The organism is Pseudomonas sp. AP3_22 TE3818, from assembly GCF_053628995.1.
On the sequence record NZ_JBRJHL010000001.1, the window covers coordinates 4,667,768 to 4,688,788 of the forward strand.

The window sequence follows — 21,021 nt, forward strand, 5'->3', positions numbered from 1 at the left end:
TGGGAGCGAGCCTGCTCGCGATGGTGGACGGCACACCGCGGGGTATCAGGCTTCCCGCGTCATCGTTGACGTCTATCGCGAGCAGGCTCGCTCCTACAGGTACAGGGTGTTCATTATTTCTTCGCGGCAAACAACGCATCGAGCTTCTGCTCGAAGGTGTGGTAGTCGATGCGATCGTAAAGCTCCATGCGAGTCTGCATGGTGTCGATGACATTCGCCTGCGTGCCATCGCGGCGCAGTGCGGTGTATACGTTTTCCGCGGCCTTGTTCATGGCGCGGAAGGCCGACAGCGGGTACAGCACCAGCGACACGTCGACAGCGGCGAGTTGCTCGGTGGTGTACAGCGGGGTCGCGCCGAATTCGGTGATGTTGGCCAGGATCGGCGCTTTCACGCGGCTGGCGAACAGCTTATACATGTCGAGTTCGGTGATGGCTTCCGGGAAAATCATGTCGGCGCCGGCTTCGATGCAGGCAGCGGCGCGATCCAGGGCAGACTCCAGGCCTTCCACCGCCAGGGCGTCGGTACGGGCCATGATCACGAAGCTGTCGTCGGTACGGGCATCGACGGCGGCCTTGATGCGGTCGACCATTTCCTGCTGGGTCACGATCTCTTTATTAGGACGGTGGCCGCAGCGCTTGGCGCCAACCTGGTCTTCGATGTGAATCGCCGCCGCGCCAAACTTGATCATCGACTTGACGGTACGAGCGACGTTGAACGCCGAGGAACCGAAACCGGTGTCCACGTCCACCAGCAATGGCAGATCGCAGACGTCGGTGATACGGCGCACGTCGGTCAGCACGTCATCCAGGCCGGTGATGCCCAGGTCAGGCAAGCCGAGGGAGCCGGCAGCCACCCCGCCACCCGACAGGTAGATCGCCTTGAAACCGGCGCGCTTGGCCAACAGCGCATGGTTGGCGTTGATTGCGCCGACCACTTGCAGTGGATGTTCGCTGGCGACCGCATCGCGGAAACGCTGGCCTGGTGTGCTCTTGTTCGAACTCATGACTCACCTCGTTTGGCTGTCGGGTTGACGCCGTCCTGGTAATGACGGGCGATATTGCGTTTGGAGGCGCCGATGTGACGGCGCATCAACAACTCGGCCAGCTCACCGTCACGGTCGGCGATGGCATCGAGAATGCGGTGGTGCTCGGCGAACGCCTGGTGCGGGCGATTGGGCGTGGTGGAAAACTGGATGCGGTACATGCGCACCAATTGATACAGCTCGCCGCAGAGCATTTTGGGTCAGCGTGCGATTGCCGCTGCCCTGGATGATTCGGTAATGGAAGTCGAAATCGCCTTCCTGCTGGTAGTAGCCCCGACCTGCCTGGAATGCTTCGTCACGCTCATGGGTTTCCAGCACCCGACGCAGCTCGTCGATTTCTTCGAGGCTCATGCGCTCGGCGGCCAAGCGACAGGCCATGCCTTCCAGGGACTCGCGGATTTCGTACAGCTCAAGCAGCTCGGCATGATTGAGCGACACTACCCGCGCGCCGACATGCGGCACGCGTACCAGCAGGCGCTGACCTTCCAGGCGATGGATGGCCTCGCGCAACGGGCCACGGCTGATGCCGTAGGTACGCGCCAGCTCCGGTTCGGAGATTTTGCTGCCCGGCGCGATCTCGCCTTTGACGATAGCCGCCTGAATGCGGCGGAAGACATTCTCGGAAAGTGTCTCCGTATCGTCTTGCGTAGAAACCGGGGGATCGAGTTGATCCAGCATATTGTCGACACCTTGTGAGCCAATGCCGCAAAAACTAACGAATACCGGCAGCACAGTCAAAGGATAAATAGATATTGTCGACAATCTTCTGATAACCGGTTGCACCATAACGAAGCAACCCGACAGGTTCATAGCCACCGGCCAGCGCTGGCGCCGTCAAACCACCGTGCTAGAATGCCGCCGCATTTGTTTGTCACATCTGCACTGCCTGTCATAAAGATCTGCCAGGCATACGAGGGAGCTTGCGCAGCGATGCCAGGGCCTTGAATCAAGTCGGACCGCTGCGCACCAGGATTTATGAGACTCAAGCCCTTCCCTGCTTTCCTTTATTTACTTTGCCTGCCCGGGTTCGCAATGGCCGGGGAAAAAACTGTGTATGGCCTCAATGAGTACGCCTCGCTCAATGGCATCGACCTGGAAGTGGCGGCCAAACTCGACACCGGGGCGAAAACCGCTTCCCTGAGTGCACGGGACATCAAACGTTTCAAACGCAACGGCGAATCCTGGGTGCGGTTTTACCTGGCCATCGACGCCGCCCATTCGCACCCGATCGAACGCCCGCTGGCCCGTGTCAGCAAGATCAAGCGCCGGGCCGGCGACTACGACCCCGAGGAAGGCAAGAAGTACACCGCCCGCCCCGTGATCGAACTGGACATCTGCATGGGCTCGGCCCTGCGCAGCATCGAAGTGAACCTGACCGACCGCAGCGCGTTCCAATACCCGCTCCTGATTGGCTCCGAAGCGCTCAAGCGTTTCGATGCACTGGTTGACCCCAGCCTTAAATATGCTGCCGGCAAACCTGCCTGCACCACCGACGCTCATACCGCCGAGTAATTCAAATGCGCTCTCTTACCCTTCATCTGAAATTGCTGATCGCCATCCTGGTGGTGCTGGGCATTTCAGTTACGGCCTATCAGATCTTCGTGCTGGGCATCCCGGTGACCGAAGACGCCACTGACGACCTGTGGAACATCGACGCCAAGGTCGAGTTCGTCGCCAGCGCCAAGGATCCGGTCAAGATCCAGATGTTCGTGCCACCGCTGAGCCGCGACTTCGTCAGCCTCAACGAGAGCTTCATCTCCAATAATTACGGCGTGGCCGTGAACCGGGTCGACGGCAACCGCAAGGTCACCTGGTCGGCACGCCGGGCCAAAGGCAATCAGACGCTGTATTACCGCCTGGTGCTGACCAAGCGTTATTCCGGCGAGAAGGCCAAGATCAAAGGCCCGACCTTTCGCGACAGCATCACCATCGAAGGCCCGGAAAAAATCGCCGCCGAAGCCCTGCTCGCACCGATTCGCCAGCACTCGGCCGACGTCGAAACCTTCGTCGGCGAAGCCATCAAGCGGGTCAACAACCTCAACGACGACAACGTGAAACTGTTGCTGGCCGGTGATCCATCCACCGCGCACAAGGCGAAAACCGTCGAGCTGCTGCTGTCCATCGCCCACGTGCCGATCGAGAAGGTCCACACCATCCGCCTGGTGGCCGACCAGCCGCAAACACCGGAACTGTGGCTGCGCAGTTTCAATGGCACCGACTGGCTGTACTTCAACCCGGAAACCGGTGAGCAAGGGTTGCCGACCGACCGCCTGCTGTGGTGGACCGGCGACGAAAACCTGATCACCGTCGACGGCGGCAAGAAGGCCAATGTGACCTTCAGCCTGAACAACAGCGAAATGAACGCCATTCGCCTGGCCAAGCTGACCGACGAAAACACCGACGCCAACTTCCTCGAGTACTCGTTGTACGGCCTGCCGCTGCAGACCCAGCAGACCTTCATGATCATGGTCATGATCCCGATCGGCGTACTGGTGATCCTGATCCTGCGCAACCTGATCGGCATCCAGACCCTGGGCACCTTCACTCCGGTGCTGATCGCCCTGGCCTTCCGCGAAACCCAGCTCGGCTTCGGTATCATGCTGTTTACCATCATCACGGCGCTGGGCCTGTCGCTGCGCTCCTATCTCGAACACCTCAAACTGCAAATGCTGCCGAGACTGTCGGTGGTGCTGACGTTCGTGGTGGTGTTGATTGCGGCCATCAGCCTGTTCAGCCACAAACTCGGCCTGGAGCGCGGCTTGTCGGTCGCGCTGTTCCCGATGGTGATCCTGACCATGACCATCGAACGCCTGTCGATCACTTGGGAAGAACGCGGCGGTGGCCATGCGATGAAAGTCGCTATCGGCACGCTGTTCGCCGCGTCCCTGGCGCACCTGATCATGACCGTGCCGGAACTGGTGTACTTCGTGTTCACCTTCCCGGCGATTCTGCTGATCCTGGTGGGCTTCATGCTGGCCATGGGTCGTTATCGCGGCTATCGCCTGACCGAACTGGTGCGTTTCAAGGCCTTCCTGAAAAAGGCTGACGCCTGATGTTCGGCTTCTGGAAGACCTGGAAGGCCCTGGAAGCCCGGGGCATCATGGGGATCAATCGGCGCAACGCAGACTACGTGCTCAAGTACAACAAGCGCAGCCTGTACCCGATCGTCGATGACAAGATCATCACCAAGGAGCGCGCCATCGCCGCCGGCATCCATGTGCCCGAGCTCTATGGCGTGATCTCCACCGAGAAGGAAATCGACAACCTCGAAGAGATCATCGGCGCACGCAATGACTTCGTGATCAAACCGGCCCAAGGCGCTGGCGGCGATGGCATCCTGGTCATCGCCGACCGCTTCGAAGGGCGCTATCGCACGGTGTCCGGCCGGATCATCAGCCATGAAGAAATCGAGCACCAGGTTTCCAGCATCCTGACCGGCCTGTACTCCCTGGGTGGTCACCGCGACCGGGCGTTGATCGAATACCGCGTGATTCCGGACCAGATCTTCAAGAGCATCAGCTACGAAGGCGTGCCGGACATCCGCATCATTGTCTTGATGGGTTACCCGGTGATGGCCATGCTGCGCCTGCCGACGCGCCAGTCCAACGGCAAGGCCAACCTGCACCAGGGCGCCATTGGCGTCGGCGTGGACCTGGCCACCGGCCTGACCCTGCGCGGCACCTGGCTGAACAACATCATCAACAAACACCCGGACACCACCAACGCGGTGGATGGCGTGCAACTGCCCTATTGGGACGGTTTCATGAAACTCGCCGCTGGCTGTTATGAGTTGTGCGGGCTGGGCTACATCGGTGTCGACATGGTCCTGGACCAGGAAAAAGGCCCGCTGATCCTTGAGCTCAACGCCCGGCCGGGGCTGAATATCCAGATTGCCAATGACTGCGGGCTGACGTTGCGTACTCACGCGGTGGAAGCACGACTGGAAGACCTGAAGGCGCGTGGCGTGACCGAGACGGTCGAAGAACGCGTGGCGTTCGTTCAGGAGATGTTCGGGCATATTCCGCCGGTTGAGGGCTGAGGCCCTTCTCCTGTAGGAGCGAGCTTGCTCGCGATGGACCAGAGAGCGCCACGGGGTGTCAGGCTCCCAGCGTCATCGTTCACGTCCATCGCGAGCAAGCTCGCTCCTACCACATCCCCCTCTAGGAGCAATTCTCCGAGGGGACTACAATCGCCACCCCGCCTTGATGGCTGATGTCCCCACCCATGTTGACCTGCTCCGTACACCCGCTGCCCTATCGCGCCAACCCCGCCCACTACTTCGCGGCGATTCGCCATGCCCCCGGCGCCGTGCTGCTCGACAGCGGCCGCCCCAGTGCCGACCGCGGCCGCTATGACCTGCTCAGCGCCTGGCCGCTGGAACAACTGACGGTAGCGCCCGACGAAAGTGGCGAGGCCTTCCTGCAACGCCTGCGCGATAACCTGACACGCCTGGGCGAAGCCTCTGTGCCGGCGCCTTATGAGTTGCCGTTTGCCGGTGGGTTGATCGGTTACCTGAGTTACGACTTCGGCCGACATCTGGAGCGCCTGCCGAGCCAGGCCAGTGACGACCTGCATCTGCCCGACGCGCGTTTCGGCCTGTACGGTTGGGCATTGATCAGCGATCACCTCGCGCTGACCAGCCAGCTGGTATTCCACCCGACCCTGCCCGACAGCGAACGTCAGCGCCTGATCGGGCTGTTCAGCCAACCGGCACCTGAAGCCGTCGCGCCCTTCAAACTGCTCACCCCGATGACCGCCGACTTGAGCGCTGACGAGTATCAACAAGCCATCGAGCGCATCCACCAGTACATTCAGGCCGGTGACTGTTACCAGGTCAATTTCGCCCAGCGTTTTCGCGCGTCCTGCCAGGGTGATTCGTGGGCCGCCTACTGCGCCTTGCGCGCAGCGTGCCCGACGCCTTTTTCCGGCTTCCAGAGCCTGCCTGACGGCGATGCCGTCCTCAGCCTGTCGCCGGAGCGCTTCGTCAAAGTCAGCCAGCGCCATGTCGAAACCCGCCCGATCAAGGGCACTCGGCCTCGGGGCCTGACGCCCGAGCAAGACGCCGCGAATGCCGCCGAACTGCTGGCCAGCCCCAAGGACCGCGCGGAAAACCTGATGATCGTCGACCTGCTGCGCAACGATCTCGGCCGGACCTGCCGCATCGGCTCGGTCCGGGTGCCGGAGTTGTTCAGCCTGGAAAGTTACCCGAACGTGCATCACCTGGTGAGCAGCGTCACCGGTGAGCTGGCGGATGATCGCGACGCTCTGGACCTGATCGCCGGCAGCTTCCCCGGCGGCTCGATCACCGGCGCACCAAAGATTCGCGCGATGCAGATCATCGACGAATTGGAGCCGACCCGACGTGGCCTGTATTGCGGTTCGTTGCTGTACCTGGACGTGCGCGGTGAGATGGACAGCTCCATCGCCATCCGCAGTTTGCTGGTCAAGGACGGGCAGGTATGTTGCTGGGGCGGTGGCGGGATAGTCGCGGATTCCGAGTGGCAAGCCGAATATCAGGAGTCGATCACCAAGGTGAAGGTGCTGCTCGATACCCTGCAAAACCTGTAACGCAGTACTTTTGTGGCGAGGGGGCTTGCCCCCGTTCGGCTGCGCAGCAGTCGCAAACCGTTACACGCGCTCTATCTGGGGATGCGCAGTGTCAGGTTTTGGGGTCGCTTCGCGACCCAACGGGGGCAAGCCCCCTCGCCACAGGGGATCGAGTTACAGGCTCAAAGTGCGGTTCGAAGCCTTGATGAACTCCTGCTTCAGCTCTTCAAACGTATGCACCGCCGGGAACTGCGGGAACTCGGCAATCACGTTATCCGGCGCATGGAACAGAATCCCGGCATCGGCCTCGCCCAGCATCGTGGTGTCGTTGTAGGAATCCCCCGCCGCGATCACCCGGTAGTAGAGGCTCTTGAAGGCCAGGACCGACTGACGCTTTGGATCTTTCTGACGCAGTTGATAGCCCGTGACTCGACCGCTGTCGTCGGTAATCAGTCGATGGCAGAGCAAGGTCGGGAAGCCCAGTTGACGCATCAACGGCTGGGAGAATTCATAGAAAGTGTCCGACAGGATCACCACCTGGAAGCGCTCGCGCAGCCAGTCGACGAACTCGATGGCGCCATCCAGCGGCTTGAGCGTGGCAATCACTTCCTGAATGTCGGAGAGCTTCAGGCCGTGCTCGTCGAGAATCCGCAGGCGTTGCTTCATCAGCACGTCGTAGTCGGGAATGTCCCGGGTGGTGGCCCTGAGGGATTCGATCCCGGTTTTTTCGGCGAAGGCGATCCAGATTTCCGGGACCAGCACACCTTCAAGATCCAGACAGGCAATTTCCACAAGACACTCCCATTTGTATTGATTATTGAGTCGAGCGAGCAAAAAGATTGCCGAACTCTAGCGACTCGGGCCTGCCGGTGCAACGCAGAGGATGCCCCGGCCCGCGCAGCTTTTTGTTACCATCGGCCCCATATAGAGCGCCCAGCGCCACCGACCTGTAGGAAGCCGCCCTGATGAGCCCAACGTTCGACGTCGTGGAACTCGCCACGACCTATGCCAACAAATCCGCCCAGGACATCCTGAAACTCGCGTTTGCCGAGTTCGGCGATGACCTGTGGATATCTTTCAGCGGCGCCGAGGACGTGGTGCTGGTGGACATGGCCTGGAAGCTGAACAAGAACGTCAAGGTGTTCAGCCTCGACACCGGCCGCTTGCACCCCGAGACCTATCGCTTCATCGATCAGGTGCGCGAGCACTACAAGATCGACATCGAGCTGGTGTCGCCGGACTACACGAAACTTGAACCCTTCGTGAAGGAAAAAGGCCTGTTCAGCTTCTACAAGGACGGCCATGGCGAGTGCTGCGGCATCCGCAAGATCGAACCGCTGCGCCGCAAGCTGTCCGGCGTAAAGGCCTGGGCCACCGGCCAGCGTCGGGACCAGAGCCCCGGCACCCGCAGCGCCGTCGCGGTGATGGAAATCGACACCGCGTTCTCCACCGCGGAACGCACCCTGTACAAGTTCAACCCGCTCGCGCAAATGACCAGCGAAGAGATCTGGGGCTACATCCGCATGCTGGAGCTGCCGTACAACAGCCTGCACGAACGCGGTTTCATCAGCATCGGCTGCGAACCCTGCACCCGCCCGGTACTGCCGAACCAGCATGAACGCGAAGGCCGCTGGTGGTGGGAAGAAGCGACGCAGAAGGAATGCGGGTTGCACGCGGGGAATATCATCAGCAAGTCCAAAGCGTAAACCCACTGTAGGAGCGAGCCTGCTCGCGATGGTCGTCAACGATAACGCGGGGTGCCTGATACCCCGCTGCGTTCTCGGGTTCATCGCGAGCAAGCTCGCTCTTACAGTGTTATCTGCAGCTTTAAAAAAACGTGTACACACGATTGTCACCATAGGTGCCATTCGTGTGTGCACTTTTAGTTTCTGCGCCCCAAAAAGTTACTTTCCTCCCCCTGACGTGCCTTGCCACGCCCTGCTGAATCTCCCATTCAAAATAAATACCTGTTCAAACGGTCAATTTATATTGTCAATTTTTCAATAACTTGGCGAAAAGCCATAACAAAACGAAATGAACAGCACCGTTCATAGATCGCTCGACTGGCATGGATCTGGCTTAAGTGCATACATGTTTTGTATACAATAATCTCAAAACATACACACACTTTAGATCCGCAAGCCTGAAGCGCCCTATCCCGTACAGGCTGCAGATGCCCCGTAACCAATGATATTCGCTACCCGCGACGAAGATTTGTCGAGCCAAGGCTCATGCACAGTCATCGCGGCGTCGAGCATCAGGAGCCTGCCGGAATGCGTACTCGTCTCTCCAATAACAATATCGCGCTGGATCTACCCTCCTCCCATTCCACCCACACCGCCGACCATCAGGCGCATCACTCCCCCGTGGTGCTCAGCCCCCGACTGCACAACAAGGACCTCGCACCGACCAAGGCCGAAGGCCGGCGCTGGGGGCGCTACAGCATCTTTGCCTTGTGGACCAATGACGTTCACAACATTGCCAACTACTCCTTTGCCATCGGCCTGTATGCCCTGGGCCTGGGCGGCTGGCAGATCCTGTTGTCCCTGGGGATCGGAGCGGCGCTGGTGTATTGCTTCATGAACCTGTCCGGCTACATGGGACAAAAGACCGGGGTTCCGTTTCCGGTCATCAGCCGGATCAGTTTCGGCATTCACGGGGCGCAGATTCCTGCGTTGATCCGCGCCGTGATCGCCATCGCCTGGTTCGGCATTCAGACGTACCTCGCGTCCGTCGTCTTTCGCGTGCTGCTGACAGCGATCCATCCCGGGTTCGCCGACTACGACCACAACTCGATCCTCGGCCTGTCGACCCTGGGCTGGGTGTGTTTCGTCGCGATCTGGTTCGTGCAACTGGCGATCCTGGCCTATGGCATGGAGATGGTGCGGCGCTACGAGGCGTTTGCCGGCCCGGTGATTCTGCTGACCGTTGCCGCCCTCGCCGCGTGGATGTACTTCCAGGCCAACGCGACCATTGCCTGGTCGATCCGTGAGCCGCTGACCGGTGGTGAGATGTGGCGCAATATCTTTGCCGGTGGCGCATTGTGGCTGGCGATCTACGGCACCCTGATCCTCAATTTCTGCGACTTCGCCCGCTCTTCACCGTGCCGCAAGACCATCAAGGTCGGAAATTTCTGGGGCTTGCCGGTGAATATCCTGGTGTTCGCCAGCATCACTGTCCTGCTGTGCGGCGCGCAGTTTCAGATCAACGGCCGGATCATCGAAAGCCCGACCGAAATCATCGCCTCGATCCCCAACACCTTCTTTCTGGTACTCGGTTGCCTGGCGTTCCTGATCGTCACCGTGGCGGTGAACATCATGGCCAACTTCGTCGCCCCGGCGTTCGTCCTCAGTAACCTGGCGCCGAAGTACCTGACGTTCCGTCGCGCCGGACTGATCAGCGCGACCATCGCCGTGCTGATCCTGCCGTGGAACCTCTACAACAGCCCGCTGGTGATCGTGTACTTCCTGTCCGGCCTCGGTGCCCTGCTCGGTCCGTTGTACGGCGTGATCATGGTCGACTACTGGCTGGTTCGAAAAGGCCAGGTCAACGTGCCGCAGTTGTATAGCGAAGATCCCAACGGCGCGTATTACTACAGCCGCGGCGTCAATTTGCGCGCCGTGGCGGCGTTCATTCCCGCCGCCCTGATCGCCATCGTCCTGGCCCTGGTGCCCGGTTTCCACAACGTATCGCCATTCTCCTGGCTGGTGGGTGCCGGCATCGCCGGGATGCTCTACCTGATCATCGCCAAGCGCCAACCGCACTACGCCGATGTCAGCGGCGAAGCCATCGCAGTCGAAAACGTCAGCCATTAACTCCATGGCGGCCCGGCAAAGTCGGGCCGCAGAACCATCCGCAATAAGGACTCCCCATGCGCATTCTCGTGGTCAACGTCAACACCACCGAATCCATCACCCAGGCCATCGCCCGCTCGGCACAGGCCGTCGCATCGCCCGGCACGGAAATCGTCGGCCTCACCCCGCACTTCGGCGCCGACTCCATCGAGGGCAACTTCGAAAGTTACCTGGCGGCCATCGCGGTCATGGACCGGGTGATGTCCTACGACCAGCCGTTCGACGCAGTGATCCAGGCCGGCTACGGCGAACACGGCCGTGAAGGCTTGCAGGAACTGCTCAACGTGCCAGTGGTGGATATCACCGATGCCGCCGCCAGCACGGCGATGTTTCTCGGTCACGCCTATTCCGTGGTCACCACCCTCGACCGCACCGTGCCGCTGATCGAAGACCGCCTCAAGCTCTCCGGCCTGTGGGACCGTTGCGCCTCGGTACGGGCCAGTGGCCTGGCGGTGCTGGAACTGGAGCACGAACCGCAGCGCGCACTGGAAGCCATCGTGCATCAGGCCGAACTGGCGGTGACCCAGGACAAGGCCGAAGTGATTTGCCTCGGTTGCGGTGGCATGGCCGGGCTGGACGAACAGATTCGCCGGCGTACCGGCGTACCGGTGGTGGATGGGGTGACGGCGGCGGTGACCATTGCCGAATCGTTGGTGCGCCTGGGGTTGTCGACCTCGAAAGTGCGGACCTATGCGACGCCGCGGCCGAAAAACATCATTGGCTGGCCGGGGCGGTTTGCCCGGTAGACCGCGGCGCCCTCTTCGCGAGCAAGCCCGCTCCCACACTGCCCCCCCCTTTGTGGGAGCGGGCTTGCTCGCGAAGGGGGCACCTCGGTCCCAAGCCTGACTCAAACCGCACTAAACCTCTGCCCCACCCCCCGCTCGGCAAACTGCTCGATGATGAAATCGACAAACGCCCGGGTCTTGCCTGGCAGCAGTTTGTGTTCGGCGTAATAGATAGAGGTGTAGCCGTCGTCGATGTACCAGTCCGGCAACACCCGCTGCAACTTGCCCGTCTCCAGGTAACCCGAGGCAAACGGCATACTCACCAGCGCAATGCCCAGACCTTGTGCGGCGGCGACGCAAGCAGCCTCGGAATCGCTCATGGTCATCCGCGCCTTGAGCGTCAACGGGCTGTGTTGCTGATTGCGATGGGTCAACTGCCAGGAGCGCACGCGACCGGTTTGTGGTGAGCGGATCAGAATCCCGTCGTGGTGCTTGAGGTCGTCCGGTTCGGTGATTGACGTATGTGCCTGCAGATAATTCGACGAAGCCACCAATACCCGATGCGCCGGACTCAGCTTGCGTGCGACTACGCCCTGGGGTAATTCGAAGCCGCCGCCGATGGCCGCGTCGAACCCCTGCCCGATCAGATCGACCTGGCGGTTGTCGAAGTGCCAGTCCGGGTTGATCGCCGGGAATCGCTGCAGAAACTCGCCGAGCATCGGCACTATGTACAGGCAACCGAATACCGTCCCCATGCGGACCTTCAATGTACCCGCTGGCTGCCCACCGGCGCTGGCGAGATTGGCCACGGCATTCTGGATGGTATGCAGGCTGGTGCTGACTTCGCCGAGAAACAACTGACCGGCCTCGGTCAGCGTCAGGCTGCGCGTGCTGCGCTGAAACAATCTGACGCCCAGGCGCGCCTCAAGCTTGGCAACGCTCTTGCCCACCGCCGCCGGCGTCAGGCTCAAGCGTCGCGCCGCTTCGGCGAAGCTGCCGACCTCGGCGCTGCGCACAAAGCATTCGATACTGCTGAAGGTTTCCATAGGCGCCACTATAAACTTTTGGTTTACACAGACTATCGCAATTATGGTCTACACAGCTCGTAATCCTGAATCGATACTAGGCTCCATCAACCGGGACATCTCGCCTCGGGACTTGGAGATCGACATGACTACTCAGAACCTCAGCGGCAAAGTGGCATTGATTCAAGGTGGTTCCCGCGGTATCGGTGCAGCCATCGTCAAGCGCCTGGCCGCTGAAGGCGCGACCGTTGCCTTCACTTATGTCAGCTCGACAGCCAAGGCTGAAGAGTTGCAACACAGCATCACCGCCAAGGGCGGCAAGGCCCTGGCCATCAAGGCCGACAGCGCCGACGCCGATGCGATCCGCGGTGCCGTGTCCGCCACGGTGGAAACCTTCGGTCGCCTGGATATCCTGGTCAACAATGCAGGCGTACTGGCCGTCGCACCGCTGGCCGAGTTCAAACTCGAAGACTTCGACCAGACCCTGGCCATCAACGTACGCAGCGTGTTCATTGCCACCCAGGCCGCCGCCAGGCACATGACCGAAGGCGGTCGCATCATCAACATCGGCAGCACCAACGCCGATCGCATGCCCTTTGCCGGTGGCGGCCCGTACGCCATGAGCAAGTCGGCACTGGTCGGCCTGACCAAAGGCCTGGCCCGTGACCTCGGCCCGCAAGGCATCACCATCAATAACGTACAGCCGGGTCCGGTCGACACCGACATGAACCCGGCCGAGGGTGACTTTGCGGAGAGCCTGATCCCGTTGATGGCCGTGGGCCGTTACGGCAAGGCCGAAGAGATCGCCAGCTTCGTCGCCTACCTCGTCAGCCCGGAAGCCGGCTACATCACCGGGGCCAGCCTGACCATCGACGGCGGCTTCGGCGCCTGATGCGTTGAACGCAAAGCAAAATGTGGGAGCAAGCCCGCTCCCACACTTTCCTTTGTCAGGCCCACTCAAGCACAGGCAAACCAAAGGCGCCCGGCTCGAACGCCTTCAACGTACGAAGAATGCCATCGGCGTGTGCGTACCTGGCGTCGGCCATTGCCGCATCCGGAATCGCAATCGCCGTCATCCCCGCCGCTTTCGCCGCGGTGACACCAAAGGGCGAATCCTCGAACACCAGGCAATCCTCGGGCGCGACGCCCAGACGCCGCGCCGCTGTCAGGAAGATATCCGGTGCCGGTTTCGCCGCCCCCACCTCGGGATCATCGGCGGTGACGATAAAGTCGAACAGTGTGAACCAGTCGCGGTGCAGGGTGGTTTTCTGGCCGAACGACTGGCTCGATGAACTGGTACCCACGGCAATCGGAATGTGGTTGGCCTTCAGATGCCGCACCAGTTCCTGTGCGCCAGGCATAGCTTGCGCTGTAGGAAAACGCTCGCGCATCAGCGGCTCGCGGATCACCAGGAACTCTTCGGCGGTCATCGGCAGGTCGAGCGCTTCAACCACATAACGCGCCAGATCCCCTGCGCCCCGGCCAATGATGTTCTGCTTGATGCTCCAGTCGAACGTTCGGCCGTAGCGCGCGGCGATGATGGACGTGACTTCGGTGTAGATGCCCTCGGTGTCCAGCAGCAAGCCGTCCATATCGAAAATCACGGCCTTGATCGGGCCGAATGTTTTGAGCGGTGCATTCATCGCATCTGATCCGTTTTCCAAGGCATCCCGGGCGGCGCCGGTGAGGCCCGCACCCGAATGGATTAAAGGATTCAGCAGCATAGCGAGCGCAGCCGTCTCAGAGCAACGATGAAATCCCGATCTACGCCGAATGGCTCTCGTGATTTGGCGATTCGCCCTACATCACACGCCAACTTTCCCGACTTCTTTCCTTGAAGATCCTCCGCAGAGTCTCACGTCCTACATTCCGCCAAGCGAAAGTCTGCAGATGTTCGATCCCCAAAAGGTATTGGCATGTCCCGCCAGCGGTCCCCCGACACAGGTGCACAGATTCGCCGCCTGTATCGATACCCTCGAGCGCTCCGCCCCCCACAACGGCCCGGTGTCCACGGTCACCGGTGAAGTATCACTGGCCCTCACGGACGGCACCCTCGACGGGATCTTGCCGTTCGACTTCACCCGCTTCTATCGCACCCGTGCCGTCGAACTCGACAGCGGGCTCGGTTTCGGCTGGCGGCACTCGCTGTGCCAGCATCTGGAATTCAACGGCGAGCAGGTGCTGTGGATCGACGCCGAAAACCACCGCACGCCATTTCCATGGCCGACGACGGCTCGCCCGTTGATCCGTAACAGACTGTCGCGGGCGGCGATTTACCTCGGCGAAGAACCGGGCGAGCTGATCCTCGCCCAGGCCGGCGACGCGGCGCGCTTTTTTCATTTCCGCGACGGCCGACTGGCCGTGATCAGCGACGCCTACGACAACCGCCTGACGGTACAGCGGGACGGCCTTGAGCGGATTCAGCGCCTGGACAACGGCGCCGACCGTGCCTTGCTGCTGCGTTATGACCTCAAGCACCTGGTGGCCGTCGACTATCAGGTGTTTCAGCGCTGCGGGCCCGAGGCGCACACCTGGCGCACCGAACAGACACTGGTCAGCTACCGCTACGACGCCCGCCAGCGATTGGTCGAGGCGACCAACGCCGTGGGTGAAAGCGAGCGTTATGACTACGACGAGCAGCACGTGGTCCTGCAACGGCAACTGGCGGGCGGCGCGAGTTTCTTCTGGGCATGGGAACGCTCCGGCAAAACCGCCCGCTGCGTCCATCATTGGGCCTCGTTTGCGCAGATGGAGGCGCGATACGTCTGGGACGATCAAGGCACCGTGACGGTGAACAACGCCGACGGCAGCCAAGAGGTTTACGTTCATGACCCAAACGCGCGACTGGTGCGCCAGATCGGGCTGGACGGCGGCGAACGGCACAAGGCCTACGACAATCTGGGCCGGTTGATCTTCGAGCAGGACGCTCTCGGCGCCGTCACTCAATACCATTATGACGAAGCCGGGCGACTGATCACGCGGCTTGCGCCGGATGAGACGCCCACGTCCTACAAGTATCGCCACGGCTTCCTGCACACCCGCACTCGCGGTCGGGCGACGTGGAGCTGCCAGCGCAATGCCCAGGGAGACATCACGACCGTCATCGATCCCGAGGGACAGATCACCCACTATTCCTACGACTCGCTGGGGCGCTTGCTGACGATCCGGTTTCCAGACCAGAGTATTCAGCGGTTTGCCTGGAACGCCCTGGGACAATTGCTGGAAGAAACCTTGCCCGATGGTTCTCAGCGCATGTTTTCCTACGATGCGTTAGGGCGGCGGATGACCGGGCAGGACGAACACGGTGCCATCACCCGTTATGAGTGGGACGCCGTAGGTCGACTGAACCGGACCACGCTGCCCATGGGGGCCTGCCGTGCCTGGCGCTACAACGCCTACGGCCGGATCACCGCCGAGACCGACGAACTGGGACGAGTAACCCGTTACGAATACGCCGACGACCTGCACTTGATCAGCCGTCGGATCAACCCCGACGGCAGCACGTTGAAGTACCGCTACGACCATGCGCAATTGCTGCTGACCGAGATCGAAAACGAGGTGGGCGACACTTACCGTCTGGACTACACGCCGGAAGGATTGATCCGACAGGAAACCGCCTTCGATGGACGTCGTACCGCTTACAGCTACGACCTCAATGGCCAATTGCTGAAGAAAACCGAGTTTGGCGACGACGGCTCGCAGCTGGTCACCGGCTATCAGCGTGACAGCGCCGGGCGCTTACGGGGCAAAACCTTGCCCGATGGGGTCAGGGTCGAGTACCACTACGACACGCTCGGGCGACTGGTCAGCGTCGATGACGGCCGGGCTGCTCCATTGCAGTTCGAATACGACCTTCAGGACCGATTGATCACCGAGTATCAGGGCTGGGGCACCCTGCGTTACGACTACGACGTCTGCGGACGGCTCAAGTGCCTGCGCCTGCCGGACGCCTGTATCCTCGTCTACCACCGCGCCACGGGAGGCGCCCTCACGGCCATCGACCTCAACGGCACACCCCTGACCCGCCATCGCTTTGTCGGCGGGCGCGAACAGCAGCGCCAACAGGGCCTTCTGCTCAGCGATTACGGCTACGACGAGCAAGGCCGTTTACTGGCCCATGTCATCAGCCAAAAACAACGACCGCTGTACCGCCGCGAGTATGCCTACAGCGCCAAAGGCAATCTCTTGAAGGTTACCGACAGCCGCCACGGTTCACGCCGCTATCAATACGATGCACTCGACCGCCTGACCGGCGTACGTCACACCCGCGACCAGTGCGCAGAGCACTTCACCCACGACCCGGCCGGCAACCTGCTGATCCACGGGCGTCCCGGCCCATGTGTTTTCCAGGGCAACCGCCTGCAGCGCAGTGGCAGTGGCAATGACGGCAGCTGCTACGACTACGACGCCTTCGGCAATCTGATCCGCGAACGCCGCGGCCTGCCGCCCCAAGTCACCGAATACGCCTACGACAGCCAGCATCGCCTGATCGGCGTCAGCCCCCCGGACGGTAAAAGTGTCAGCTATCGCTACGACGCTTTCGGCCGGCGCATCCACAAAACGGTTGATGGCTACACCACGCAATACTTCTGGCAAGACGACCGGCTGATCGCTGAAAGCGGCCCCCGGCACTACCGCAGCTACATCTACGAACGCAGTGAACCCGGCGAGCCCGGTAGCTTCCGCCCGCTGGCGCTGCTCGACGGCAAAGGCCGGGCACACGCCTGCCCCTACTACTTTCAACTCGACCACCTCGGCACCCCGCAGGAACTGACCGGCCACGGCGGTGCGATCGTCTGGTCGGCCCAATACACCGCCCACGGCAAACTCCGCGAGTCGAGCCGCGAACGGCTCGAACAACCCTTACGGTTTCAGGGGCAATATTTCGACGCTGAGAGTGGACTGCACTACAACCGGCATCGCTATTACCATCCGGACTTCGGTCGTTTTCTGACGCCGGATCCGCTCAGGCCGGGCGGTGGGTTGAACCCGTATCGGTACACCCGCAACCCGACGGGATGGGTGGATCCGCTGGGATCGGGCGATCCCCTCGGATCGATTCGCTCAGGAAGCATTCGAGCCCCGGACATCCTCACCGCCGCTTCGAAGTAGCCAAGTCTTCCGAGCCATCGGTATCTGCATCGCGCCGATCGTGCGGATCTGCCTCGACATTCTCGTCGCTCTCGTCGCTCGGCACTTGCTCCACGCCGGCATCGTCGTCTGGGGGCCGTTGGTCGCGGCTCAAGGAATCGGTAGGTGACGGCAGTGGATATTCCGGCGTTTCATCATCGTCGAAGGCCTTTGGATCAGTGTTCATATCGCACCTCTCATCTGACCTCAAGCGCAGGTCATGACATATCGAGGACTGCGCGATGGACGCGTTCGACCCGGTAGACGATCGGTTGATTCGGCAACAGGACTCAATCAGTCTTCGTCCTCTTCCTCATCATCAAACTCGATATTTCCCACATCGCCTGCATCATCAGCATCGTTAAGTGGCACCGTCGCATCATCCATCAGCGACCCCGGATCTTCATTGCCGGGATCGTTGATGGATGGCTGTGCGCTTGGGTCTTTGTCTTCCGTGTCTTCGGATTCCAGAGTCATGGTATGCCTCACTCAATCAGTGATGCTTTTTGTGGTGCTTGTTCGAGTGTTTATGTCCGCCACCGGAATGGGAATGACCACTGCCATCCCCCAGATCATTGCCGATCGCACCGCCGGCCGCACCGCCAAGACCGGCACCGATGGCCGATCCGGTCGAACCGCCAAGACTGTTGCCGACCACCGATCCGCCCGCTGCGCCCAAACCACCGCCTACCGCCGCTTCGGTGCGATTGTGCTTCGGTGCGGCAACAGCACTGCCAGCCGCTCCGCCGACACCCGCACCAATTGCTGCGCCAGTACTGCCACCCACCTGGCCACCGACCACGTTGCCCAGCACCCCACCAAGACCACCGCCCACCGCGGCATCTCCATTACCGCCTGCCAGCGCCACCTGGGAGAGCAGCAATCCAAAAACAATCGCAGGCAACATCAATCGTCGAGTCATCGGGCTTGCGTTTTGTTTGCCGTCGGTTTTGGGGTTCATGGCACGCCTCGCATTCTTCAGGGGTATGGAAGATTTGAGCCGTTGCGGCGTAAATCGTTCATATATGAAAAAGCCCGGCATCAAGCCGGGCTTTTTCACATCTGGATCAGCATCAGTGACGCTTGTGACCGTTGGCCAGGTTGCTGCCTACACCGCCGCCCAATGCACCGCCCAGGCCTGCGCCAATGGTGGCACCGGAATTGCCACCCAGGCTTTTACCGATCACCGAACCACCGGCTGCGCCGACACCGCCACCGATGGCAGCGCTGGTGCGATGACCTTTTTTGGCGGCAACTGCGCTGCCCGCCGCGCCAGCAACGCCCGCACCGATCACTGCGCCGGTGCTGCCGCCCATCTTCTGGCCGACCACGTTACCCAATGCGCCGCCCAAGCCACCACCCAGCGCGGCAGTACCGTCACCGGCCATTGCACCTTGAGCAACCAGAAGCCCCAGAACCAGAGCAGGCAGTGTTAAACGCATGACAAAAACCTCAAAAAATAGGGGTACACACAAAGGAGGCGAGATTGAATGCTTTTGCGCGGATAGAGTCCAGCACGCCGGTCCAACTTCGCGATTGGCGACGGTTGGACAGCGTTTATGGAAAAGGTTTTACGACGGACAAAAAAAAAGCCCGCTGGGGAAACGGGCCAGGTGTTGCTTTCTAACGGATGAGTCGAGACTACGGAGGTTGTTGTGAAAAGTTTGTGAAAGATCGCCACTTTAAAAAATTAGTCATGAAAACCTTTCAGACATGAAAAACCCCGCTCAATGACGGGGTCTGCCTGCGTTCGCCTACTTCCTGACCGGTGCTGTCACCTTGGGCAGGAACTTGCCCTTCAGGACCCGGCACGCCCTGGTCTTGATCTTGTCGACCTCTGTCTGGTCCTCGCCGAAACTGGCCACATACTGGGTCTGGCCACACTGCACGCAATTGTTGATCGGAAACTCTGCGCCATCGTCCTCGATATACGGATCAGCCATCTCTTCACCCCTTTCAACGAGCGGGATCGACACCGGCAAGCCCTTTGCCTGAAAAATATCGACCGCCAAGGATTTCAGACTAGCCGGTCACTAATGGACTTTCCGTTCGAATTTCCATGTGACCGACGAATGGCTGCGATCCCTCATCGCAACTTGACCGCTGTCCCGGTCACAAACACGACGACCATCCCGCCCTTGCCGGCCGGCATGCTGATCTCATAGCCAAGCCCCACCACCGCGTCCGCCTGAAGCGCCCGTGCCCGCTCCTTGATCTCATCGGTGGCCTGAATGCGTGCTTCCTTCAACGCTCGCTCCAGCGTCTGGGAGCGCCCGCCGAAAATGTCGCGCATGCCAGCGAATACGTCACGAACAACGTTGATCCCTTGCACTGACTCGGCACTGACGATGTCCAGGTAGGCGGTAATTTGCCGGCCTTCAATGGAGTGGGTTGTGGTGGTGATCATTGCTGTTTATTCCTGTTCAGGTATTCGCCGTCTTCAAAACGCACAGTGCGATCAGCGGGAGGTGGAGACCCGACCATCCAGCCCAGCCTGGCGGGGTCGCTGGCTTCGGCGTCGGGAAAGGTTGCAGGAGCGGAAGCGAGGGCCAGTGATGACAGGGCGACCATCCACACAGTCGCTATGAACCTGGCTGTACCACAAAAACTGGAGCAAGGAGGAAGCATGATGTCGATTCCATTCGAAGAATCCGGACAGTCTAACAGCCGGCTCGCCTTGTTCACTGCTTGCGTGGTCAATGCCAGAGTGCCCTGCTGCTATGCTGAAAGATCGGTTCCCTGCGCTGGAGACCATCAGCATGGCGGCAGAAGGCAATCATTCCCCGTTCACTTGCAAGGCTATGGCCTACACGGTTGCAGGCTTCCTTATTGCCCTGATCATTGCCACAAAGCTGCTCGACACTTACTTCGAGCTGACGTTATTGGCAGAGATCAAGGGCTGGCTGCTACGTACATGGAGCTGGCTTCAACTGGAAACGCCAATGCCGAACTGGTCGCTACTGATGATTATCGGGGCTTTCGTCAGCATCCTGACTTTAGTGATTTACTACTACCGCAGCAACGACGGAGCCTACAGCGAGCTACATGAGATAGAGCGAAAAATTTACAAAAAGAACAACCCACAGTTTCCACAGCTGACAGATAACCAAACGCTGCTGATGGAAGCTTTGGCCTATCACGCAAACTTCAGAAAAGTTGCAAACCTGGACTCGATTTGCAAACTGGTCTCACTCAGCAAGCTGGAAGTTGAAGAGGGTCTGAAGCAACTCCAGGCTAAACGTCTTGTGAATCAAAAAGTGACTCGGGGTACGTTCGGCGCCACCATTTTTGAACTTACCCTGGCAGGTAAGGATTATGCGCAAGAGCGGTTTGAGCTGACGTAGTGGAGACTCGGGAAGTGGCGGGATGTATTGAGTGGCACAACTGAAAAAGAAAAACCCCCGCAAACCGTTAGCTTGCGGGGGTTTTCAGAATGTGGCGGTGAAGGAGAGATTCGAAAGTGCCCGCCCCCTCGATCGCGCAGCCGACGCACCGGAATACAAGGGCTCCAGCGGTGCCGGATGCACGAAAGCATTCCCACGCCATTCCCACGAGCATCAGCATGCACCTCAGTACGCGTGCGCATCACACGTATAGGGGCCTGAAATTCAAAATCTAGAGGGGGGGCAAAAAAAAGAGTAACATTAGTAACCTCGCTCAATTTTAAGCCGCAAGCCTTTGAAATACATAGGTTTTA

20 protein-coding genes and 2 pseudogenes are annotated in these 21,021 nt (G+C 60.4%); 10 read left to right on the forward strand and 12 right to left on the reverse strand.

The genetic code is table 11. The features are described from left to right. Window positions 1–113 precede the first annotated feature (113 nt). Window positions 114–1,004 (reverse strand): methylisocitrate lyase, encoded by an 891-nt coding sequence (prpB, locus tag AB7M25_RS21190; RefSeq protein ID WP_429381392.1) that lies wholly within the window; start codon window positions 1,002–1,004, stop codon window positions 114–116. Beyond that, window positions 1,001–1,721: pseudogene (locus AB7M25_RS21195) on the reverse strand (GntR family transcriptional regulator). The gene prpB and the pseudogene AB7M25_RS21195 overlap by 4 nt, the downstream one beginning before the upstream one ends. Before the next feature lie 297 nt (window positions 1,722–2,018). Here AB7M25_RS21195 and rloA point away from each other — a divergent pair. The 4 genes from rloA (at window position 2,019) to pabB (ending at window position 6,611) form a co-directional block, all read left to right on the forward strand. Continuing rightward, window positions 2,019–2,555, forward strand: a complete 537-nt coding sequence (gene rloA / locus AB7M25_RS21200) for a retropepsin-like aspartic peptidase RloA (RefSeq protein ID WP_085716837.1) — start codon at window positions 2,019–2,021, stop codon at window positions 2,553–2,555. 5 nt (window positions 2,556–2,560) lie between these two features. Beyond that, complete coding sequence (rloB, locus tag AB7M25_RS21205) at window positions 2,561–4,096, forward strand: osmotic stress tolerance membrane protein RloB (protein ID WP_007971541.1); 1,536 nt, start codon at window positions 2,561–2,563, stop codon at window positions 4,094–4,096. Further along, entirely contained in the window at window positions 4,096–5,082 is a 987-nt protein-coding gene (locus tag AB7M25_RS21210) for an alpha-L-glutamate ligase-like protein (protein ID WP_429381389.1), read from the forward strand. The genes rloB and AB7M25_RS21210 overlap by 1 nt, the downstream gene beginning before the upstream one ends. 185 nt (window positions 5,083–5,267) lie before the next feature. Beyond that, window positions 5,268–6,611: an aminodeoxychorismate synthase component I gene (gene pabB / locus AB7M25_RS21215; protein WP_429560480.1), complete on the forward strand. Its 1,344-nt coding sequence runs from the start codon at window positions 5,268–5,270 to the stop codon at window positions 6,609–6,611. Between the two features lie 153 nt (window positions 6,612–6,764). Here the strand turns inward: pabB and thrH are convergent, their stop codons facing one another. Then, window positions 6,765–7,382 (reverse strand): bifunctional phosphoserine phosphatase/homoserine phosphotransferase ThrH, encoded by a 618-nt coding sequence (gene thrH, locus AB7M25_RS21220; protein ID WP_102702772.1) that lies wholly within the window; start codon window positions 7,380–7,382, stop codon window positions 6,765–6,767. 173 nt (window positions 7,383–7,555) lie between these two features. Here thrH and AB7M25_RS21225 point away from each other — a divergent pair, with 173 nt between their 5' ends. The 3 genes from AB7M25_RS21225 (at window position 7,556) to AB7M25_RS21235 (ending at window position 11,190) form a co-directional block, all read left to right on the forward strand. Next, window positions 7,556–8,296 carry a phosphoadenylyl-sulfate reductase gene (locus tag AB7M25_RS21225; RefSeq protein ID WP_102673279.1) on the forward strand — a complete coding sequence of 247 codons (741 nt, stop codon included), beginning with the start codon at window positions 7,556–7,558 and terminating at the stop codon, window positions 8,294–8,296. 567 nt (window positions 8,297–8,863) lie between these two features. Continuing rightward, on the forward strand, window positions 8,864–10,405 hold the full coding sequence (locus tag AB7M25_RS21230) for an NCS1 family nucleobase:cation symporter-1 (RefSeq protein ID WP_429381385.1): 1,542 nt from the start codon (window positions 8,864–8,866) through the stop codon (window positions 10,403–10,405). 56 nt (window positions 10,406–10,461) lie between these two features. Continuing rightward, window positions 10,462–11,190, forward strand: a complete 729-nt coding sequence (locus AB7M25_RS21235) for an aspartate/glutamate racemase family protein (RefSeq protein ID WP_007988885.1) — start codon at window positions 10,462–10,464, stop codon at window positions 11,188–11,190. Between the two features lie 101 nt (window positions 11,191–11,291). On the opposite strand, the gene AB7M25_RS21240 is transcribed toward AB7M25_RS21235, so the two are convergent. Further along, entirely contained in the window at window positions 11,292–12,215 is a 924-nt protein-coding gene (locus AB7M25_RS21240; protein ID WP_454237969.1) for a LysR family transcriptional regulator, read from the reverse strand. A 124-nt stretch (window positions 12,216–12,339) separates the two neighbouring features. Here AB7M25_RS21240 and AB7M25_RS21245 point away from each other — a divergent pair, with 124 nt between their 5' ends. Continuing rightward, window positions 12,340–13,086 (forward strand): 3-oxoacyl-ACP reductase family protein, encoded by a 747-nt coding sequence (locus AB7M25_RS21245; protein WP_454237970.1) that lies wholly within the window; start codon window positions 12,340–12,342, stop codon window positions 13,084–13,086. Between the two features lie 55 nt (window positions 13,087–13,141). Here the strand turns inward: AB7M25_RS21245 and AB7M25_RS21250 are convergent, their stop codons facing one another. Further along, window positions 13,142–13,837, reverse strand: a complete 696-nt coding sequence (locus AB7M25_RS21250; protein WP_429381379.1) for an HAD-IA family hydrolase — start codon at window positions 13,835–13,837, stop codon at window positions 13,142–13,144. Between the two features lie 247 nt (window positions 13,838–14,084). On the opposite strand from AB7M25_RS21250, the gene AB7M25_RS21255 reads away from it, so the two are divergent. Next, complete coding sequence (locus AB7M25_RS21255) at window positions 14,085–17,306, forward strand: RHS repeat-associated core domain-containing protein (protein WP_454237971.1); 3,222 nt, start codon at window positions 14,085–14,087, stop codon at window positions 17,304–17,306. On the opposite strand, the gene AB7M25_RS21260 is transcribed toward AB7M25_RS21255, so the two are convergent. From AB7M25_RS21260 to AB7M25_RS21290, 7 genes and pseudogenes are all read right to left on the reverse strand, one after another. Further along, window positions 17,287–17,511 (reverse strand): hypothetical protein, encoded by a 225-nt coding sequence (locus AB7M25_RS21260; protein ID WP_429381375.1) that lies wholly within the window; start codon window positions 17,509–17,511, stop codon window positions 17,287–17,289. The two genes, AB7M25_RS21255 and AB7M25_RS21260, sit on opposite strands and share 20 nt — an antisense overlap. Window positions 17,512–17,618: 107 nt before the next feature. Continuing rightward, entirely contained in the window at window positions 17,619–17,801 is a 183-nt protein-coding gene (locus AB7M25_RS21265; RefSeq protein WP_116582394.1) for a hypothetical protein, read from the reverse strand. A gap of 16 nt (window positions 17,802–17,817) precedes the next feature. After that, window positions 17,818–18,285: a YMGG-like glycine zipper-containing protein gene (locus AB7M25_RS21270; protein WP_116582393.1), complete on the reverse strand. Its 468-nt coding sequence runs from the start codon at window positions 18,283–18,285 to the stop codon at window positions 17,818–17,820. A gap of 112 nt (window positions 18,286–18,397) precedes the next feature. Then, window positions 18,398–18,766, reverse strand: coding sequence for a hypothetical protein (locus AB7M25_RS21275; protein ID WP_007971921.1), 369 nt, complete (start codon window positions 18,764–18,766; stop codon window positions 18,398–18,400). 312 nt (window positions 18,767–19,078) lie between these two features. Further along, complete coding sequence (locus AB7M25_RS21280) at window positions 19,079–19,267, reverse strand: hypothetical protein (protein ID WP_033047548.1); 189 nt, start codon at window positions 19,265–19,267, stop codon at window positions 19,079–19,081. Window positions 19,268–19,410: 143 nt separating this feature from the next. Then, complete coding sequence (locus AB7M25_RS21285) at window positions 19,411–19,731, reverse strand: YbjQ family protein (RefSeq protein WP_454237972.1); 321 nt, start codon at window positions 19,729–19,731, stop codon at window positions 19,411–19,413. A gap of 20 nt (window positions 19,732–19,751) precedes the next feature. After that, window positions 19,752–19,895: pseudogene (locus tag AB7M25_RS21290) on the reverse strand (6-aminohexanoate hydrolase); the annotation flags it as partial. Window positions 19,896–20,083: 188 nt separating this feature from the next. Here AB7M25_RS21290 and AB7M25_RS21295 point away from each other — a divergent pair. Beyond that, entirely contained in the window at window positions 20,084–20,668 is a 585-nt protein-coding gene (locus AB7M25_RS21295) for a hypothetical protein (protein ID WP_454237973.1), read from the forward strand. Window positions 20,669–21,021: the final 353 nt, after the last annotated feature.

Excerpts from the sequence above, each read along its gene's own strand:
- rloA (WP_085716837.1), top strand. The coding sequence starts at position 2,019 with ATGAGACTCAAGCCCTTCCCTGCTTTCCTTTATTTACTTTGCCTGCCC.
- AB7M25_RS21235 (WP_007988885.1), top strand. The coding sequence starts at position 10,462 with ATGCGCATTCTCGTGGTCAACGTCAACACCACCGAATCCATCACCCAG.
- AB7M25_RS21255 (WP_454237971.1), top strand. The coding sequence starts at position 14,085 with ATGTTCGATCCCCAAAAGGTATTGGCATGTCCCGCCAGCGGTCCCCCG.
- AB7M25_RS21265 (WP_116582394.1), bottom strand. The coding sequence starts at position 17,801 with ATGACTCTGGAATCCGAAGACACGGAAGACAAAGACCCAAGCGCACAG.
- AB7M25_RS21275 (WP_007971921.1), bottom strand. The coding sequence starts at position 18,766 with ATGCGTTTAACACTGCCTGCTCTGGTTCTGGGGCTTCTGGTTGCTCAA.
- AB7M25_RS21250 (WP_429381379.1), bottom strand. The coding sequence starts at position 13,837 with ATGAATGCACCGCTCAAAACATTCGGCCCGATCAAGGCCGTGATTTTC.
- AB7M25_RS21225 (WP_102673279.1), top strand. The coding sequence starts at position 7,556 with ATGAGCCCAACGTTCGACGTCGTGGAACTCGCCACGACCTATGCCAAC.
- AB7M25_RS21295 (WP_454237973.1), top strand. The coding sequence starts at position 20,084 with ATGGCGGCAGAAGGCAATCATTCCCCGTTCACTTGCAAGGCTATGGCC.
- AB7M25_RS21210 (WP_429381389.1), top strand. The coding sequence starts at position 4,096 with ATGTTCGGCTTCTGGAAGACCTGGAAGGCCCTGGAAGCCCGGGGCATC.
- AB7M25_RS21285 (WP_454237972.1), bottom strand. The coding sequence starts at position 19,731 with ATGATCACCACCACAACCCACTCCATTGAAGGCCGGCAAATTACCGCC.
- AB7M25_RS21270 (WP_116582393.1), bottom strand. The coding sequence starts at position 18,285 with ATGAACCCCAAAACCGACGGCAAACAAAACGCAAGCCCGATGACTCGA.
- rloB (WP_007971541.1), top strand. The coding sequence starts at position 2,561 with ATGCGCTCTCTTACCCTTCATCTGAAATTGCTGATCGCCATCCTGGTG.
- AB7M25_RS21240 (WP_454237969.1), bottom strand. The coding sequence starts at position 12,215 with ATGGAAACCTTCAGCAGTATCGAATGCTTTGTGCGCAGCGCCGAGGTC.
- pabB (WP_429560480.1), top strand. The coding sequence starts at position 5,268 with ATGTTGACCTGCTCCGTACACCCGCTGCCCTATCGCGCCAACCCCGCC.
- AB7M25_RS21230 (WP_429381385.1), top strand. The coding sequence starts at position 8,864 with ATGCGTACTCGTCTCTCCAATAACAATATCGCGCTGGATCTACCCTCC.
- AB7M25_RS21260 (WP_429381375.1), bottom strand. The coding sequence starts at position 17,511 with ATGAACACTGATCCAAAGGCCTTCGACGATGATGAAACGCCGGAATAT.
- AB7M25_RS21245 (WP_454237970.1), top strand. The coding sequence starts at position 12,340 with ATGACTACTCAGAACCTCAGCGGCAAAGTGGCATTGATTCAAGGTGGT.
- prpB (WP_429381392.1), bottom strand. The coding sequence starts at position 1,004 with ATGAGTTCGAACAAGAGCACACCAGGCCAGCGTTTCCGCGATGCGGTC.
- AB7M25_RS21280 (WP_033047548.1), bottom strand. The coding sequence starts at position 19,267 with ATGGCTGATCCGTATATCGAGGACGATGGCGCAGAGTTTCCGATCAAC.